General features: G+C 62.8%; 18 protein-coding genes. 2 read left to right on the forward strand and 16 right to left on the reverse strand.

Features of this window, described 5'->3' with window-relative positions; all coding sequences use genetic code 11:
• Nucleotides 1-41 precede the first annotated feature (41 nt).
• From HNQ95_RS19400 to HNQ95_RS19445, 10 genes are read right to left on the reverse strand one after another with little or no spacing between them, the layout of a single operon-like run.
• Complete coding sequence (locus HNQ95_RS19400) at nt 42-746, reverse strand: ABC transporter ATP-binding protein (RefSeq protein ID WP_182575056.1); 705 nt, start codon at nt 744-746, stop codon at nt 42-44.
• Nucleotides 739-1,503 carry an ABC transporter ATP-binding protein gene (locus HNQ95_RS19405; RefSeq protein WP_067968134.1) on the reverse strand — a complete coding sequence of 255 codons (765 nt, stop codon included), beginning with the start codon at nt 1,501-1,503 and terminating at the stop codon, nt 739-741. The genes HNQ95_RS19400 and HNQ95_RS19405 overlap by 8 nt, the downstream gene beginning before the upstream one ends.
• Before the next feature lie 5 nt (nt 1,504-1,508).
• Nucleotides 1,509-2,516 (reverse strand): branched-chain amino acid ABC transporter permease, encoded by a 1,008-nt coding sequence (locus HNQ95_RS19410; RefSeq protein ID WP_182575055.1) that lies wholly within the window; start codon nt 2,514-2,516, stop codon nt 1,509-1,511.
• Nucleotides 2,513-3,376, reverse strand: a complete 864-nt coding sequence (locus HNQ95_RS19415; protein ID WP_067968139.1) for a branched-chain amino acid ABC transporter permease — start codon at nt 3,374-3,376, stop codon at nt 2,513-2,515. The genes HNQ95_RS19410 and HNQ95_RS19415 overlap by 4 nt, the downstream gene beginning before the upstream one ends.
• Before the next feature lie 14 nt (nt 3,377-3,390).
• Nucleotides 3,391-4,629 (reverse strand): ABC transporter substrate-binding protein, encoded by a 1,239-nt coding sequence (locus HNQ95_RS19420; RefSeq protein ID WP_182575054.1) that lies wholly within the window; start codon nt 4,627-4,629, stop codon nt 3,391-3,393.
• A gap of 54 nt (nt 4,630-4,683) precedes the next feature.
• Complete coding sequence (locus HNQ95_RS19425) at nt 4,684-6,180, reverse strand: class I adenylate-forming enzyme family protein (protein WP_067968146.1); 1,497 nt, start codon at nt 6,178-6,180, stop codon at nt 4,684-4,686.
• Complete coding sequence (locus HNQ95_RS19430; RefSeq protein WP_067968149.1) at nt 6,177-6,971, reverse strand: thiamine pyrophosphate-dependent enzyme; 795 nt, start codon at nt 6,969-6,971, stop codon at nt 6,177-6,179. The genes HNQ95_RS19425 and HNQ95_RS19430 overlap by 4 nt, the downstream gene beginning before the upstream one ends.
• On the reverse strand, nt 6,968-8,044 hold the full coding sequence (locus HNQ95_RS19435; RefSeq protein ID WP_067968152.1) for a hypothetical protein: 1,077 nt from the start codon (nt 8,042-8,044) through the stop codon (nt 6,968-6,970). The genes HNQ95_RS19430 and HNQ95_RS19435 overlap by 4 nt, the downstream gene beginning before the upstream one ends.
• Nucleotides 8,044-8,301 (reverse strand): 4Fe-4S dicluster domain-containing protein, encoded by a 258-nt coding sequence (locus HNQ95_RS19440; protein WP_067968154.1) that lies wholly within the window; start codon nt 8,299-8,301, stop codon nt 8,044-8,046. The genes HNQ95_RS19435 and HNQ95_RS19440 overlap by 1 nt, the downstream gene beginning before the upstream one ends.
• Nucleotides 8,298-8,879, reverse strand: a complete 582-nt coding sequence (locus HNQ95_RS19445; RefSeq protein ID WP_182575053.1) for a 2-oxoacid:ferredoxin oxidoreductase subunit gamma family protein — start codon at nt 8,877-8,879, stop codon at nt 8,298-8,300. Before HNQ95_RS19445 ends, HNQ95_RS19440 begins: the two co-directional genes overlap by 4 nt.
• 146 nt (nt 8,880-9,025) lie before the next feature.
• On the opposite strand from HNQ95_RS19445, the gene fdxA reads away from it, so the two are divergent.
• A complete protein-coding gene (gene fdxA / locus HNQ95_RS19450; RefSeq protein WP_182575052.1) occupies nt 9,026-9,361 on the forward strand; it encodes a ferredoxin FdxA in 336 nt (111 codons plus the stop codon).
• A 9-nt stretch (nt 9,362-9,370) separates the two neighbouring features.
• Here fdxA and HNQ95_RS19455 read toward each other — a convergent pair whose 3' ends face one another.
• Complete coding sequence (locus HNQ95_RS19455) at nt 9,371-10,057, reverse strand: TetR/AcrR family transcriptional regulator (protein ID WP_182575051.1); 687 nt, start codon at nt 10,055-10,057, stop codon at nt 9,371-9,373.
• A gap of 144 nt (nt 10,058-10,201) precedes the next feature.
• On the opposite strand from HNQ95_RS19455, the gene HNQ95_RS19460 reads away from it, so the two are divergent.
• Nucleotides 10,202-11,092 (forward strand): SDR family NAD(P)-dependent oxidoreductase, encoded by an 891-nt coding sequence (locus tag HNQ95_RS19460; protein ID WP_312870954.1) that lies wholly within the window; start codon nt 10,202-10,204, stop codon nt 11,090-11,092.
• A 27-nt stretch (nt 11,093-11,119) separates the two neighbouring features.
• On the opposite strand, the gene HNQ95_RS19465 is transcribed toward HNQ95_RS19460, so the two are convergent.
• The 5 genes from HNQ95_RS19465 to HNQ95_RS19485 all read right to left on the reverse strand — a co-directional run.
• Complete coding sequence (locus tag HNQ95_RS19465) at nt 11,120-12,328, reverse strand: ABC transporter substrate-binding protein (protein WP_182575097.1); 1,209 nt, start codon at nt 12,326-12,328, stop codon at nt 11,120-11,122.
• A 226-nt stretch (nt 12,329-12,554) separates the two neighbouring features.
• Entirely contained in the window at nt 12,555-13,301 is a 747-nt protein-coding gene (locus HNQ95_RS19470) for a lytic transglycosylase domain-containing protein (protein ID WP_182575050.1), read from the reverse strand.
• Between the two features lie 57 nt (nt 13,302-13,358).
• Nucleotides 13,359-13,730 (reverse strand): hypothetical protein, encoded by a 372-nt coding sequence (locus HNQ95_RS19475; RefSeq protein WP_067968175.1) that lies wholly within the window; start codon nt 13,728-13,730, stop codon nt 13,359-13,361.
• A gap of 78 nt (nt 13,731-13,808) precedes the next feature.
• A complete protein-coding gene (locus HNQ95_RS19480; protein ID WP_182585820.1) occupies nt 13,809-14,183 on the reverse strand; it encodes a hypothetical protein in 375 nt (124 codons plus the stop codon).
• A 48-nt stretch (nt 14,184-14,231) separates the two neighbouring features.
• A partial coding sequence (locus HNQ95_RS19485; RefSeq protein WP_182585821.1) for a beta strand repeat-containing protein occupies nt 14,232-16,479 on the reverse strand: 2,248 nt, incomplete at its 5' end.

The following is a 16,479-nucleotide window of genomic DNA, read 5'->3' on the forward strand; positions in this document are numbered from 1 at the left end:
TCAGGTCCGTTTGGACGGTGGACGTGTGGGTGGGTACTCGGCTAGACGGCCAGGTGCCGTTGCTTGATGTCAGGGTCGGCGTCAAACTCCTGCCAACTGCCGCGGAAGGCGATGCGGCCGGTGTCCATCACCAGCACCGTGTCGGTTGTCTGCCTGGCAAACCAGATGTTCTGTTCGCACAACAGCAGCGCTGCCTGCTCGGCCTCGCACAGTTCATGCACGCTGATGGCAAGCTGCTCGACGATCGCCGGTGCCAGCCCCTCGGTCGGCTCGTCCAGCAGAAGCAACCGCGGGCGGCAGGCGATTGCCCTGGCAATCGCCACCATCTGCTGCTGGCCGCCGCTGATCTGGCCGCCGCCGCGTTCGCTGATCGGCTGCAGCATCGGGAAGCGGTCGACGATCTCCTGAGCAGGAATGGGCGTACGGCCGGGCGCGGTTGCATAGGCAGCCATCCTGATGTTCTCGCGCACCGTCAGATGCTGGTAGATACGTCGGTCCTCCGGTACCAGCTGCAGGCCGAGCCGTGCCCGCATGAACGCCGGCAGGCCCTTGAGCGACCGGCCCTCCCAGCGGACCTCGCCGTCGACGGTCGGGCCGGCATTCATGATCGACTTCAAGAGCGTCGACTTGCCCGCGCCATTGCGGCCGATCACGGCCACCCGGCCGAGGACGGGAACATCGAGGTCGACGCCGTGCAGGATGTGGCTGCTGCCATAGAAGGCGTTAATACGGTTCGCCTCAAGCATGATGCGCCTCCTTGCCGAGGTAGACGTCGCGCACCACAGGGTCGGCGCGGATATCATCGATGCTGCCTTCCGCGATCTTGCGGCCCTGGTTCATCACCATGATACGGTCGGCCAGCCCGAAGATGACGCCCATGTCGTGCTCGGTCATGATGACGGTCAGGCCGCTGCCCTTGCCACTGATGCTGCGGATCAGCTCGGTCACGCCAACGCGTTCGCTGGGCGACATGCCTGCGGTGGGTTCGTCGAGCATCAGAACCTTGGGCCGCCCGGCGAGCGTGATGCCAAGTTCCAGGCGCTTCTTGTCGCCATGCGACAGTTGGGCGGCGGCAATCCTTGCCTTGCGCTCGAGCGACAGCCTGGCCAGGATTTCACCGGCCTCGTCCACGGTCGCGCGCGACGGTCTGACCTGATACCAGGGGGTGTCCCGCTGTCCCATGTTCTTGGCGCGCGCCTCGATGGCAACGACGATGTTCTCCTCAGCAGTCATTTCCTTGAAGATGCGCGCCATCTGGAAGGTGCGGCCCATGCCCGCGCGTGTGCGGCGGTATGCCGGTTCCTTCGTTACATCCTTGCCGAGGAACTCGACGGTGCCCGCCTCGCAGCCGACTTCGCCGGTCATGACCTTGAACAGCGTCGTCTTGCCGGCGCCATTGGGGCCGATGATGGCGAAGGTCTCACCTTCCAGAATCTCCGCCTCGATGCCGTGCAGTACCTTGAGCGCGCCGTAACTCTTGTCGACGGAATGCAGCCGGATCATAACGCCTACTCCTTCACCGGCCGGAGGGTCGTCGCTTTGGCCTTCGCCTCGGCCCGATATGGATCAGCAAGACGGGCGACCAGCGCGTTCCAGGCACCGGCCACGCCAGTGGGAAACAGCAGTACGACACCAAGCAGGATGCCGCCGGTGATGATCTCCTGGATGCCGACCAGGGTGCGCGTCGAGAACTCGATTGCGGAGAACAGGAAGGCACCGATCATCGGCCCCCAGAAGGACGAAGCACCGCCAAGAAGGGTGAACAGTATCGGTTGCGTCGAGCGCATCATGTTGCCGATGTCAGGCGTGACGATCTGGGCCCAGGGCGCGAAGAGCGAGCCCGCACAGGCGGCAATCGCACCCGAAATGGTGAATGCGACCAGGCGGTAGCGATGGGTGTCGACGCCCATGAACGCGGCGCGTTCGGTGTCCAGCCGGATCGTGCGCAACGTGCGACCGAAGCGGCCGTGGGCGATCCACCAGCACAGGGCCACCAGAAGAGCGCAGGCGACGCACAGGAACCAGTAGTAGTGGTTGCCTTGGGCGAGATCGACAGTAGCAACGCCGATGGAGGCCTTCGGCCGGACAATGCTCGGGATGCCGTCCTCCGCACCCAGCCAATGGATCTTGGCGAGCGTGATGCGCAGCAGCTCGGCCAGCGCCAGCGTCAGGATGGCCAGGAAGATGCCGGTCGACCGCCTGAGCGCCACGACACCGATGGCAAACGCCACCGCTCCGCCAATGGCCGTCGACAGGGCGATCAGCAGCAGGAACTGCCCTTCATACCCGCCGCGCAGTGTCACTGCCATCGTATAGGCGCCGATGGAAAACAGCCCACCGCTGCCGAAGCTGGCCAGGCCGGCATAACCGAACAGCAGGTTCCAGGAGAGTGCGAAGACGGCGACAACCATCGTCGTGCCAGCGAGGAACACAAGCCCGGAATTGGCCCAGAAGGGCAGAAGGACAAGCGCTGCCGCAAGGACAGCGAGCAGAGCGCCCGAAATGGTGCGGTTCATAGCCGGCTCTCCCCGAGTATGCCGTTCGGCCACATCAGCAGGAAGGCGACCATGCCGACATAGACGGCAACGCCCGGATAGGCCGGCAGGAACATTGTGTTGAGGCCGTCGATCAGGCCGAGCAGGATGGCGGCGATAAAGGCGCCGCGGACATTGCCCAGCCCGCCGATGACAACGGTGATGAAGGCGAGCAGCAGGAAGGTGTCACCGAGCGCCGGCGACAGCGTCTGATTGGGCAGCAGCAGTCCGCCGGCAAGCCCGGCAAGGGCAAAGCTGCCGCCAACCGCCGCCATGATGCCCGCCGGAACGTTGATGCCCAGCAATTCGGCCATCCAGCCGTCACGGGCGATCGCGGTGATCATCTTGCCGGCCCAGGCCCGATGGATGACGAAGTCGAGTACCAGGAAAACGACGATGCCGGAGCCGATGATGAACAGCGAAAAGGACGGCACGAACAGACCGAAGATGTCGACACCGGTATCGATGCCGGGCGGCGGATCGACCGACAGGAATTCCAGTCCCCAGACAAGCTTCACGAAGCCCACACAGACAAGCATCACCGCGAAGGTAGCGATCAGCATGTAGTGTTCGTCGACATGCTGAATGCGCCGAAGGACGAAACGCTGGACAACGATCCCGAGGACGCCCACCACCAGCGCCGCAACGACGGCCGCGGCAACCAGCGCCAGGACCGAACGCGGAGCCGAGCCGACGAGCGAGCTCGCGACATAGGCGCCGATCATGAAGAAGGCGCCATGGGCGAAGTTGAGGATGCGCATGATCCCGAAGACGAGGGTCAGACCCGCGGCGACGAGGAACACGGCCATCCCGGTCGTGAGACCGTTGACCAGCGTGAACATCTGATTTTCCGCCTCTAGTTGAGCTTGGAGCCAGGAGTTGCCTTCTCCAGGAACTCCGCGCCCGGAAGCTGCGCCGTCTCGAACACGCTCCAGCCATTGGCATTCTTGTCGTCGCGGCCGAAGCGGATGTAGGTCAGGTCACCGGCAAAGCCGTGGTCTTCCTTGCGGAACTGGATCTTGCCCAGCGCCCCTTGCGGCGTCTCGGTCTCGATGGTCGGGATCAGCTTGGCCGCGTCGAGCGAACCCGCCTTGGCGACGGCATTAGCGATCGTCAGGATGCTGTCGTGCGAAACGCCGATGTACCAGTTCGGATATTCGTCGCCGCGCAGCTTGATGTAGGCCTTGTGGACCTCGTCGCTGACCGGATTGCCCTTGTTGGCAGCCGGATACCAGCCGGTCCAGCTCCACAGCGACGCAGGCGTGTTGGCGCCCATGGCTTTGGCGATGGCGAACTCGTTGGCACTGTCGCACAGCACCTTGAACTTCTCGTCGAGACCGAAGGTGCGAGCCTGCTTGTAGTAGCTGATGGCGTCGGCGCCCTGCAGGACGTTGAACAGCCCCGGCGCGCCCGACCCGATGATGTTGGAAATCTGGTTGCGGAAGTCGGCCCCGCCATAGGGCACCAACACGGGGTCGAGCACCTCGACCTTGCGACCGGCTTTTTCGGTTTCTGCCTTCAGCCCCTTGGTGAAGGCGTTGGTGATGTCGGCAAGCGCGGTGACGTCGGAGCGCAGCGTCGCCCACTTCTCGATCTCCGGGTGCTTCTGGGCCATCAGGGTGCCATAGCCGCCGAAGCACATCGGCGACGAAAAGCCGAGGCGGAAGGCGCGCGGATTGAAGGCTTCATGGGTCAGTGCAAGCGCCGATGCCCCGACCATCACCATGGTGACGTCAGCTTCCTCGAGCAGCGGCAAGGTGCCGAGCAGGTTGGCGGTGAAGGTGCCCTGGGCGAACAGCTTGATGCCGTTGCCGGTCAGTTCGCGGAAAGCAGTGACGGCACCTTCGGGCGAGTTCTTGTCGTCACGCACCACCAGCTCGATCTTCGCGCCATTGACGCCGCCGGCAGCATTGAGGCGCTCGACCGCAATCTCGCAACCATCCTTGATATAGTTGCCGTAGAGCTGGCCCGGGCCGCTCAACGTGGTGATCAGGCCTATGCGTACAGCTTCTCCCTGCTGCGCGCGCAAGATGCCAGGCATAGCCAGCGCGCCGACGCCCGCTGCCGAGGTCGTCAGAAAATGTCTTCTGTTCAATCGCATGTCTTCCTCCCAAAAGACCGGGGCTTCCTCCTCCCCGGATGAATGCGGTCAGTGGATCTGCAGAACCAACTCCCTCACGCGCGAGCGCATGATCTGTCCGGTGGCCGGCGTCTTTGGCAGTTCGTCGACAGCCACGATGCGGCGCGGATGCTTGAAGGTCGCCAGCGACTGGCCGAGATGGCTGCGCACGGCCTCCAGGCTCGGGCATTCGCCCGGGCGGTCGAGTACGACGGCAGCACAGACCAGTTCGCCCCATACGGGGTCCGGCAAACCAACAACGGCGACCGAACGGATGCCCGGGCAGCCGGCGAGCGCGAGCTCCACCTCGGCAGGTGCAACCGTCTCGCCACCCGAGCGGATGACCTCGCGGCGGCGACCCGTGATGGTCAGGAAGCCTTCGTCATCCGTCTCGGCGACATCGCCGCTGCGATACCAGCCGTCGACGAACACCTCGGCAGTCTGATCGGGCAATTCGAAATAGCCGTCCATCATGCTGAGTGAGCGCAATTGCAACTCGCCATCGACAATGCGCGTCTCGTTGCCAGGCAGGGGCAGGCCTACACTGCCGGGCTTGCGATCGATCTCGGAATCGTTGAGGCCAAGTGCCGCGCCAAACTCGGTGGAGCCGTACATTGCAGCGCGATAGGCGCGCGGAAAGCGGGCACGGATGCGGTCCATCAGCACGGGGTCGAAGCGCGACGTGCCTGACGCCGCCGAGCGCACCACCGTAGCGTCGAAAGCGACGTTGGAGGCGAGCAGCCGCTCCCAGACAGCCGGAATGCAGTAGAGAAAAGCCGGTTTCCAGCGGTCTATGGCGCGGGCAAGCATGTCGCCTTCGGGACGGCTGACGAAGTGCACAGCGCGCCGATGCGCCCAGTTCTCCATCAGGTAGTTCCAGCCGGCCCAATGGAACATCGGGAACGTCATCAGTTCGCCACGGCCACCTGACGTGACGAAACGCGAAGCGCCGAGATAGGAGCGCAGCCAACTTGCCTTATGTGACAGCACCACGCCCTTCGGCCGGCCCGTGCTGCCGCTGGTCAGGAAGATCGCGTGGCTGTCCTCTTCCTCGACGCCAAGGTCGGGAAGTCGGTCGCAACTGGCCCTGCTGGCGAGAGCATCAAGGTTCACGCCCGCAGTTGCCGCGGCGCCAGCGCCGAGGATCGCCACCGGAACATCGGCGCAGGCTGAGGAGAAGCGATGGCCGTGCTGCCGCAACGGATCGAGCACGAGAAGGTCTGGCCGGATATAGTCGGCAATCGGCAACAGCTCATCTTGCGACAGCGCCGGGTTCAGCGGCACGAAGGCGGCCCCCAGTCGCTGGCTGGCGAAATAAAAAGCCAGATGATCGAGTGTCATTTCGGCCTGAAACAGAATGCGGCTGCCACGCTTGATGCCGAGGGATTGGAGGACCCTTGCCATCGCATTGGCAGCGCCATCGACCTCGGCGAACGTGACAGTGTGTTCATCGAGCGACGCTGCGAGCGCATTCGGCGTCGAGCTGACAGCAAGATCGAGTATGCGATGGACGTGCCGTTGCATCATGCCTGTTCCGTAGCCGCAATGTCCTTGATTTCGCCCAGCGGGTAGGTCTTGCCGAGCGACTCCATCATGTAGTCCGCGCCACCAGATGCCGGCACGAACCAGCCGGTCGGGCACATGGTCAGGATCTCGACGAGGCTGAGCCCCTTCTTTTCCATCTGTCGCTGGAAGCCCTTGCGGATCAGTCGCCGCGTCGCCGCGATCGAGGCGGCGTTGTGCACCGAGCCGCGCGCCACGAAGGCCGATCCCGGCATCGCCGCCACCATATCGCCGATGACGATGGGATAGCCGTGATAGGCGGCATCGCGGCCTTCGAGCGTGTTCTTGGTGCGCTGGCCGATGACGGAGGATGCCGTCATCTGGCCGCCGGTGTCGCCGAACACGCCGTTGTTCAGCAGGATGCAGGTGATGTTTTCACCGCGTGCCGTCGCATGCAGTATTTCGGCGAGACCCTCGCTGGTCATGTCGCCATCGCCTTGCAACGTCCATACGGCGACCTCCGGACGCATGCGCTTGAGGCCGGTCGCAACCGCGGGTGCGCGTCCGTGCAGGCAAAGCGTGGAGTCGACATCCATCGTCATGATGAACGAGCCGTAACAACCATGGCCGATGATCGATACGTTCTTTTGAGCTAGGCCGAGTTCCTCGATGACCTCGAGCACCAGGCGGATGGCCACCGGCTCGCCGCAGCCTGGGCAAAGATGATGTTCCTCGGTCTGCAGCAGCGTCGGCTTGAACGAAGCCACCTTGTTGCTGGGCGCCTCGGGCGGGCGCGTGGTCATGACGATGCTCATTTGCTGGCTCCGTGGATGGCTAGCTCGATGCGCTCGCGGATCACGGTCGCATCCATGAGGGGGCCGAGGTTCAGGCCGGACTCATCGAAGCTGACGCCGCCGATAGCCTTGACCAGCTTGCGGTCGTGCACGTTGAGCCTGACGTCATCGATCATCTGGCCGGCATTGAGCTCGAACACCAGCACGCGCTTGCAGCCCTGCGACGCCCGCTCGAGCGCTTCTCCCGGATAAGGCCACAGTGTAACAGGGCGGAAGTAGCCCACCTTGTGGCCGTCGGCGCGCATCTCGCGCACCACATGCTCGACGAACTTGCCGCCAGAGCCGAAGGCGACGACGAGCGTTTCAGCGTCGTCCGTGAAGCCCTCTTCATAGCGCGCTTCGACTTCGGCGATGGCGTCGAACTTGGCGGCGATGCGCTCCCAGTGCTTGCTCGGGCCGGGACCGGGGTCGTTGGTCTTGCCACAACCGAAGGTCCAGATCTGGCGCGACTTGCCGGTGCCACCCGAAGTGCCGTCGAGCTGCCAGTCCTTGGGCGGCAGCGGCGCGAGGTCAAGCTGCGGCAGCGTCGTTCCCATCTGGGTGCGGGCGAGCAGATTGTCGCCCATGAAGATGACAGGCACGCGGTACTTGTCGGCGAGGTGGAAGGCGAGTTGCGCGTGCTCGACCGCCTCATGCAGATCCTTTGGCGCCAGCGTGATGGTGCGGTAGTCACCCCAACCGCCGCCGCGTGTCGCTTGGAAATAATCCTGCTGGTTGCGGGCCATGTTGAAGATGACGATCGGCGTCTCGTTGAGCGCGGCCTCCGCGATCGCCTCCTGCATCAGCGCCAGGCCCTGGCCGCAGGAGCCGCTGGCGGCGCGAAAACCACCGGCTGCAGCACCCAGCGCCATGTTGATGCCTTCTATCTCCGTCGCCGCATTGATGCAGACCCCTTCATGGTGCGGCAGTTTCTCGGCCATGTATTCGAGCAGCTCGGTCGCCGGCGACATCGGATAGCCAGCATAAAAGCGCAGGCCAGCCTGGATCGCCGCCTCGACGATCGCCTCGCTTCCATCCATCAGGCGCATCGTCATCACTGCATCCTTTCGGCGTCGGAGCCCGAAACGATCGGCTCGTGGTACTTGTAGACTTCGAAGACAAAATCGGGGCACACCTGCTGACAGGCGGTGCAGCCGGTGCAACCGGGTGCAAGTTCGGGATAGAGATAGCCGGTGGCGTTACCTGTCCTGGACATGGTCAGGACCCTCGGCGGACAGGCAACGATACAGAGTTCGCAACCTTTGCAGCGGTCGGCATCGATGACGAGCGTGCCGCGCGTGACCTGTCTCATGCGACCTCCCGTGCGTCGAGGTCGACGGCGAAGGCCATCGGCGTGACTGAGGCTGCACCAGCACGTATCGCCCGCTCGTTGGCTTCGATGTGCTGGCGGCGATAGGATGGGATCTGTTCGGCCATTGCAGCCACAGCGCTGTCGATTTCCACGGCACCGGTGAGCGCCGCGAAGGCGCCGAGCATCACCATGCCGGCGGCCATGCGGCTTCCCAGCTCGGTGGCGATCGCCGTGGCAGGCAGCTTCACAAGCCTGTGCTGTTCCATATCGGGCAGGTCGGCCGCGACGGTCTCTTCGGCCAGCACGAACGAACCCGGCCGCAGACGCGAACCGACGCGCTCCCAGAACAGATGCGACATTGCGATGGCCGAGCCGGCATGCGGAAGGATAGGCAGCGCCTTCAAGGGCTTCGCGCCGATGACGACGGTGCCGATCGAACTGCCGCCGCGCATGTGGCCGCCATACTCGCCGGCAAGCATCACATGCCGGCTATCCTTGATGGCAGCGAGTGCCAGCGACTTGCCGATGAGCTGGATGCCCTGCCCGCCAATGCCGGAAATGAAAAGATCGAGTTCCAAGTAACCCCTCCCGGTTGCTGGTGGCCCTAGAGCTACGGGCTTCCGGTTTGGAGTGCAAGACATTTTTTCTCCTCGAACATGAAATTTCATGTTGAAGTACAAAAAATGTTCGCTAGCTTCCCGCCACGGCTTTGGAGAGACGAAAAATGACTTATGTGGTGACCGACGCCTGCGTACGGTGCAAATTCACCGACTGTGTGGCTGTCTGCCCGGTGGACTGCTTCCACGAAGGCGAAAACATGCTGGTGATCGACCCAGAGGTTTGCATCGACTGCGGGGTATGCGAACCGGAGTGCCCGGCCGATGCGATCCTCGCCGATACCAACCCGCTGGCGGAAAAGTGGCTGGCGCTAAACAGGCAGTATTCAGCGAAATGGCCTGTCATCTCGGCCCAGTTGCCGCCACCTCAGGATGCACAAGCCTTCAAGGGGCTCGATGGCAAGTTCGAAACCCATTTCTCCCCAGAGGCCGCTGCACGTTGACAGCAGTGCCTAACGCGGCGCGATGCCATCGAACAGGATATCGAGGATCTGCACGGCGAGCTCGGTCGGCGTGAGCCCCCCCGGCCGGTACCATTCGCGGGTCCAGATCAGTGTTCCCTGCAGCACCTGGTTGGCGAGCGACACATTGATGCCTGGCCTGAGTTCGCCTGCCTCGGAAGCGGCCGCCATCAGGTCGCGCCAGATCCTGTTGGTCTCGTTCAACAGCCCGAAATGCCGCTCGCGCACATCCTCTGGAACCTGATTGATGACATTGCCATGCGCAGCGATGTAGTCGAGCTTCTGCAGCGTCGTGTTGAGATAGGTGATCGCCGCTGCCTCGATGCGCGCGCGATAGCACGTTTCCGGCGGCAGTTGCTGCAGCGTGGCCAGGAGTCTCAAATGCAGCTCCCGGGTCAGGCTGTTGATCATTTCCTCGACCAGCACGTCCTTTGTCGGGAAGTGATAACGCAGCGCCGTCACATGAAGATCGATCGCGTCGGAAATTTCACTGAGCTTGGTGAGCTGATAACCCTTCTGGGCAAACACCTTGGCGGCAGCGTCGAGGATCTTTTCCTGCACGCCTTCGGTCTTGCGGCTCGGCTTGCGGCCCGAAGCCCTGCGCGCAGTCCGATTGATTTCGCGAACAGCCCCATCGGCTTCAAGTGTCGCCAGCTCTTCCGGTTCTTTGGTGGTCATTTTCCGCATGTCCGAATTTGCCAGCTCGCCTGTTCCACTGTTGTTGTTTCCACACATTCGCAAGGCGCCTCCGTGCCATCACACCACAGCTTTCCCTTCCGTGGCTGGCCATCGCGCAACCTCGGCAGATCGCCGAAGCTGGTGGTGCAATATGGCTTCGTCGGGCATGCACACCCGCCCCAGCATGGCGATGCCAAGGGATCATGCAAGGAAATTTTCTCCTTGAGCATGAAATTATTGCAGATAAGTTCGCGGGCGAGAACGCGGGGAGGGTATCAGATGTTCGAGCTCGATCTCAGAGGGCGCCATGTCGTCATCGCCGGCGGCAGCAGAGGGCTTGGCCTCCATGTCGCGCTTGCATTCGCCGAGGCTGGGGCCTCGGTATCCATCTGCGCCCGCGGCAAAAGCGACCTTGAAGCTGCCGGAGAAAGGATCGCAATGCACGGTGTCGTCGCCCACGCGGCCTGTTGTGAGCTCGCCGAGCACGCCTCGATCAAGGCGTATGTCGAGGAAGCCGCTACCAGGCTTGGCGGCATCGACATCCTGGTCAACAACGCCACCGGCAAGGCCAGTTCCGACACCGAACAGGACTGGGCCGCAAGCCTCAGTGTGGACGTACTCGCCACCGTTCGTGCATCATCGGCCGCGCAACCCTACCTGGAAAACGGGACCAACCCGGCGATCATCAACATCTCCTCGCGCACTGCTTTCGCACCCGCCCCGACGACACCGGCCTATGGGGCGGCAAAGGCGGCGATCATGCATTTCACCCGGTCGCAGGCCGCAGCCCTTGCCGGCAAGGGCATTCGCGTCAACTGCGTTGCCCCGGGCTCTCTGGAATTTCCTGGCGGATGGTGGGACAAATGCCGGATTCAGAACCCGGCGCTCTACGACAGGACGCAGGCGAGTTTTCCCTTTGGCCGCTTCGGCACGCCCGGAGACATCGCAAACGTAGTCCTGTTCCTCGCCTCGCCATTGAGCGGGTGGATCACCGGCCAGACCCTGCTCGCCGACGGCGGCCAGACACTGCAATAGGAGCTCGTGCCTGCATCGAATGAGCTGTCAGAACCCTGACGTCGATTTCTCGATCTGCTTCAGCTTGCCGTTTTCGATCCGAAAGAAGGGCATTGCCCGTTCGCCGGCGCCGTCGTCGCGGAAGCGGAAGATGCCGGTCGATCCACGGAAGCCGGTCGGGTTTTCGATCACCTTCTTGGTGAAGCCCTTCGGACCCATGGCGCTGGCAATGCCGGCGGCCAGGGCAACCGTGTCGTAGCCATAGGCGACGTTGATGTCAGGTTCGTAATTGTAGGTCTTGCGGAAGCGGTCGGCGATCGGCCCGATCTCGGCCGCGTCGAGGGTGGCGATGTGGGCGCCCTGCAGTGCCGGGTCGCTTATGCCGTGCTCGAGCCAGCGGGTGGAGCCGACCAGCGCAACGTTCTTGCCGAGCACGCCCTTGGCCTTCAGCGCCGAGACAAGAGGCGCCGGATTGGCGCTGCCGCTGGCGATGACGATGGCCTGTGGATCGTCGACAAGTGCCATCATGTCTGCAACTGCCTTGTCCGAACCGCCACCGGCTGGACCGAAAGGCAGCGCTACCGCCAGTGACGCACCATAGATGCTGAGACTGTTCGCAACGCGTTTTTCGATAACCTTGCCGGCATCGCCTTCAGCCATGAACAGCACGAACTTGCGCGCGCCCTTGGCGGCAATGGCCGCTGCACCAGCCGCAGCGCTGTCGGCCTCGTTGAGCCGCACCGAATAGACGCCCGGTGCGCCGGCGTAGTTGTCGGCGAGCGCCAGCACGAGCGGCCTGTTGGCGCCCGAGACGGCTGCCAGCTGGCGCACCGCGCCGTGCTCGGAGGGACCGATGACCAGCTTGGCACCCGAAGCAAGCGCCCCCGTCGTCAGGGTCCGAGCACGCGTTTCGTCGCCACCGGTATCCTCGATGTTCAAGGTCAATAGGTCATTGCCGAGGTCGGCCATGGCCAGCGCAGCGGCGTCGCGCATCTTGCGGCCGCGGTCGCCGGCGGTCCCGCCTGCCGACAAGGGCAGCAGCATCGACACCTTGATCGGTCCCTTGCCCAGGCTTTCGCCCGATTTCGCAGGTCCTGATTTTGCAACTGAAGTATTTTGCGGGCCGATCTGGCCGTCCGACGCGGAGCCGAGGACGTCTTCGGTGCTGGTGTCGGATTGGCATGCGCCAAGGCCGAGCGGCAGCGCCAAGGCGAACGCCAGCAATGCGGCACGCCCCAGCCGTTTAGGTTCCCTCATCATTCCTCCCCAGGAGCGCAAACTCGCACCCCGACCATCAACCTGCTTATCGCGTGGGGGAATGTCCACGTCATTTCGCGAGGGACCGTTGAACAGACCAGCAATTGTTCCGCCACCTGTTGCAAAATTGACCAGTCAGTTGGACGGGTGGACAAGCGTCCGATCACCGTGGCCGTGTTGGGCACAAACTGACACTCCTGCAGCCTTCCGAGGTGTGCCATCGGTTTTAGCCACCGAACAACTTGGCGCGCAGGCTACGGATGTGGCGCGCCTGCGCTGCCGGTCGGTACTCGACGCAGCGCATGTAGCGCGGGCCAGGCACGAAGGACCTTCTGACGCAGACGCCTTTGGGCGCAGCCGAACCCTTGGCGTTGACCTCGCCCAGGCCAGCCACGGCGGCAAAGCCGAACGTCGCCTCCGGCACCGTGCCGGTGACCTTGAAACCGTCCCGTTCGAGAATCGCCCGGGCGCGGAGGCAATAGCGCACCGAGAGGGCTGAAAACCGCGTTTCGGCGTGGCCGGCACGGTATTTCATCACTGTCGTGCAGAGATCGCCTTCTGCCAGCCGAAACGCACCGGCGAGATAGCGCACGCCAAGGGCTATGTTGGTCCGGGGATCGGCCAGCTCATCGAGCGTGCCGCGGAACCCCATCAGGCGGGCGGTCGCCGGCATGACCTGCATGAGCCCTACCTCGCCATCGCCGCCGCGCGCCTCGGGATCGTAGAAGCTCTCGATCTCCATCACCGCAAGAGCGAACTCTTCCGGCAATTCCTTGGCGCGGGCCTCGCAGGCGGCGAGGGCACGGAACGCTTCCCTGTCTGCCTCGTTGCCGGGCCCATCACAGGCCGCGGCGCGCGCGTGGACTACCCTTTCAGCTTGTGGCCGTACCTGCTCCAGAACCACAGCCGAGGCCGCAGCCGAAAACGTCAGGCTGGCGGCCAGGAGTGCCGGGGCGACATGCTTTGTCATCATGCGGAGCCGGGGCTCATCAAGCGACCGCTACGAAGGGCGGGCCCGGTCGCCGCTCAACTAGTTCATGTACTCCACCATGCGGCTGTGGAAACACTCGCATTTGTTGAGGTAATCCTCGTCGCGATAATTGGTCTTGAGGTAACCATAGGCCTTGCCGCAGGCGACCTTGGCTTCCGACGCCCAGACGAACACCGGGCGCGAGGAATCGAGCCACTGCGAGCTGTTTGCGGCAGCCACAGCCTCGTCCATCATGCGCACCACCTCGGTCTTCACCTCGCCGATGTTTTCGTTCAGCGCTAGGTCCGACGTCGTCGCCAGGCGGCAGTAGCTTGCCGTCGGCACGTCGATGAGGTCCGCCGCCGCCACCTGCCCGGCAAAGGCGAGTACGCACAGGCCGCCAATGGCCGACCGCTTCAGTCCGTCAAGCATCGATAGTCCCTCTCTTTACTGGGAGTAGTTCTCGCCAGCGTCCCACTGTCAAAACGGCAATCCAACCCTAAGCTGCTGTCACGCATCAGTATGCACCTTGGCGCCATCGTCGAACAATGGCACCAAGGCAACTGCCGAAGTAAAAAAGCCGCCCGGAAGGTCGATCAGGTCGCCGACCACGCTGACCGCATCCAGTCGCTGCCCTTCGACAGCGACCATCTCCGGAGCCAGTGTCGTTTCGAATATGCCTGGCAGCATGTCCGAGATGTCGACGACGTCACCAATAACTGCATCGGCCAGTATCTCGCCGAGCGCCACAGGTTCGACCGCAGGCGTGGCCAGCAGCGCAAGCAAGACTCCGGCATCAAGCAGAACTTCTTCCTGCGCAGCCCCCACGTCTTGAAGGGGTGTCGGCAAGATCGCACCTACGCCCTTGTCATTGTTGTCGGCCATCGCCTTTGTCATCGGGACATCGACCAAATCATTCGCACCTGATCACGCTTATACGTTATCCGTGTGCTTGGTGCCCGAATTATCTTCGAACAGTATCTTCACCGTGTCAGTTGTTGCGCTGTTGTAGGTCAAGTTCTGCAGCTCGGCGACGGCCTGATAGGAATTGCCACCACCATCGACGTCGACGCTGACGGTCGAAGTATTGACTCCGGTTTGCTCGATCTTGACATACCCCCCCGCTTCCAGATCGGTGCCGGCGGCAAGCCCTTTCAACAGCTCGCTCAGATCGATTTGATCGCCCTGGGCAATCGTGAAGTCTGAGATGATGTCATTGATCGATCCACCGATCGCATCCGCGCTGACGACAAAGGTGTCGGCCCCTGCTCCGCCGGTCATGGTGTCTTGACCACTGCCGCCGTTCAGAATGTCGTTGCCGTTCTCGCCGAACAGAAAATCATCGCCACCAAGCCCCATCAAGACATTCGACGAACTATTGCCGGCGAGATAGTCACCTGCGGAGCCGCCGGTGAGGTTTTCTATACCGATCAAGTCATCACCGAATGCAGCACCGCCAACTTCACCATTAGCAGGGGTCAAACTGGCGGTATCGGTCGCCGCATTGCCGCTGTCGTCCAGATTAATGCGAACTGGTGTGGCGCTGTCAGAATAGGAGGCGGTATCGCTACCAGTTCCTCCATTCAGAACGTCGTTGCCGGTACCGCCGATCAGCACGTCATTGCCCGCGCCGCCGTTGAGAGTGTCGTTGCCCGCGCCGCCGGAGACCTGATCGTTGGAACTGCCGGTTGTGATATTGTCGTCGCCGCTGGTACCGGCCATGACTGTCACCGTAAACGCATCCGACGCTTTGTCGCCGTCTGCGTCTGTGCCAGTGAGCTGGAAGTTCAGGAGTTGGTCGGCAGGGTTGATGGTCGTGGTGTATGAAAGCGCCACGCCCGTAATTTTCATGTTGCTGTCAACCGGATCGATCGTGACATAGTCGACGGTCTTTGACGCGTTAAAGCCGTCGACAACAAGTTGCATGCTGCCTCCAGGGCCCGCCGTTACCTCTTCGTTGAACGTCTGCGTTGTGCCATCTGTGTATCGTACGGTGATCGAAACGTCGTCGCCAGCCGCTATACCGGCTGACGCGACCGAGAACGTCATGGTGCTCAGCGTACTCGTCTCATAGCCTGCCTGCTGCAGCAGATCGAATTTCAGGACGTCGCCGTTCTTGTGCACGACATTGTCGCCGACGCCAAGGTCGGTTGACGAAATCGTTAGCGTATCCGCGTTGCCGTTATTGGTGCCGGTTATGACAATACTAAAGGCGCCGCCGAACGTGCTGGCCGGAATAGTATAGCTCGGCAGACCGCTGCCTCCCGAAATCCCGCTCAACAGGTTGCCGCTCGGCACGGAGACTGAGGGCGCTGCATCTACCAGATTGAAGTCGTACGTACCATCAGCTTTGATTGTGATTTCAAAGTAGGTTTTCGTGACGCCATCTTCCACGAACTGCGCCTGATAGGTCGCCGTTGTGCCAGGCTTGAGGGCGAATGTGTAGCCATCTGGGACGTTGGTCCACGTCAGCGCCGGCGCGGCGAAGGATTGTGGGAACGGAGCATTGTCAGCGCCGACATCGAAATCGTAATTGCCCGATGTGACGCCGGTCACCCTGTAAACTGCCAGGTCTTGCGCAATTAACTCCGGAATGTCGTTCTCGATGGTCACGCTCGCCCCGGCATTGATGACGATCGCATCGCCATCGCTGTCGGTTGCCGTGAACACATTGGCAAGGCTCAGGCTCGTCGTCTCGGCGTCGCCGCCGCCGACATCCAGCGCACCATGGTCGACATTGTCCTTCAGCGTGAAGGTGAAGTCGCTGCCGTTCGGCGCAATGGTGAACACCACGCCGCCGGCATTCGGGCCGTCGGCCACAACGCCGTTGATGACGCCGCTGTTGGCGTCATAGACGAAGTTGATGGCATGGCCATCCTGGGTCAGGCCGCTCGGGCCCGACACCGCAGCGTTCAGCGCGATCGCCACCGGCGCATCGGCGCCCGCCGTCACCAGGGCGGCGATCTGGGCCGCGGTGATCGACGCCGTCACCGTCTGGCCGCCTTCGCTGTTGCCAACGGCACCTGCCGTGTTCAGCGCATCTTCATGCACCGTGCCGAGGTTGACCGTCGCGGCATTGTTGACGGGAATGTCGTTCTCGATGGTCACGCTCGCCCCGGCATTGATGACGATCGCATCGCCATCGCTGTCGGTTGCCGTGAACACATTGGCAAGGCTCAGG

This window comes from Aminobacter ciceronei, assembly GCF_014138625.1.
Taxonomy (GTDB): domain Bacteria; phylum Pseudomonadota; class Alphaproteobacteria; order Rhizobiales; family Rhizobiaceae; genus Aminobacter; species Aminobacter ciceronei.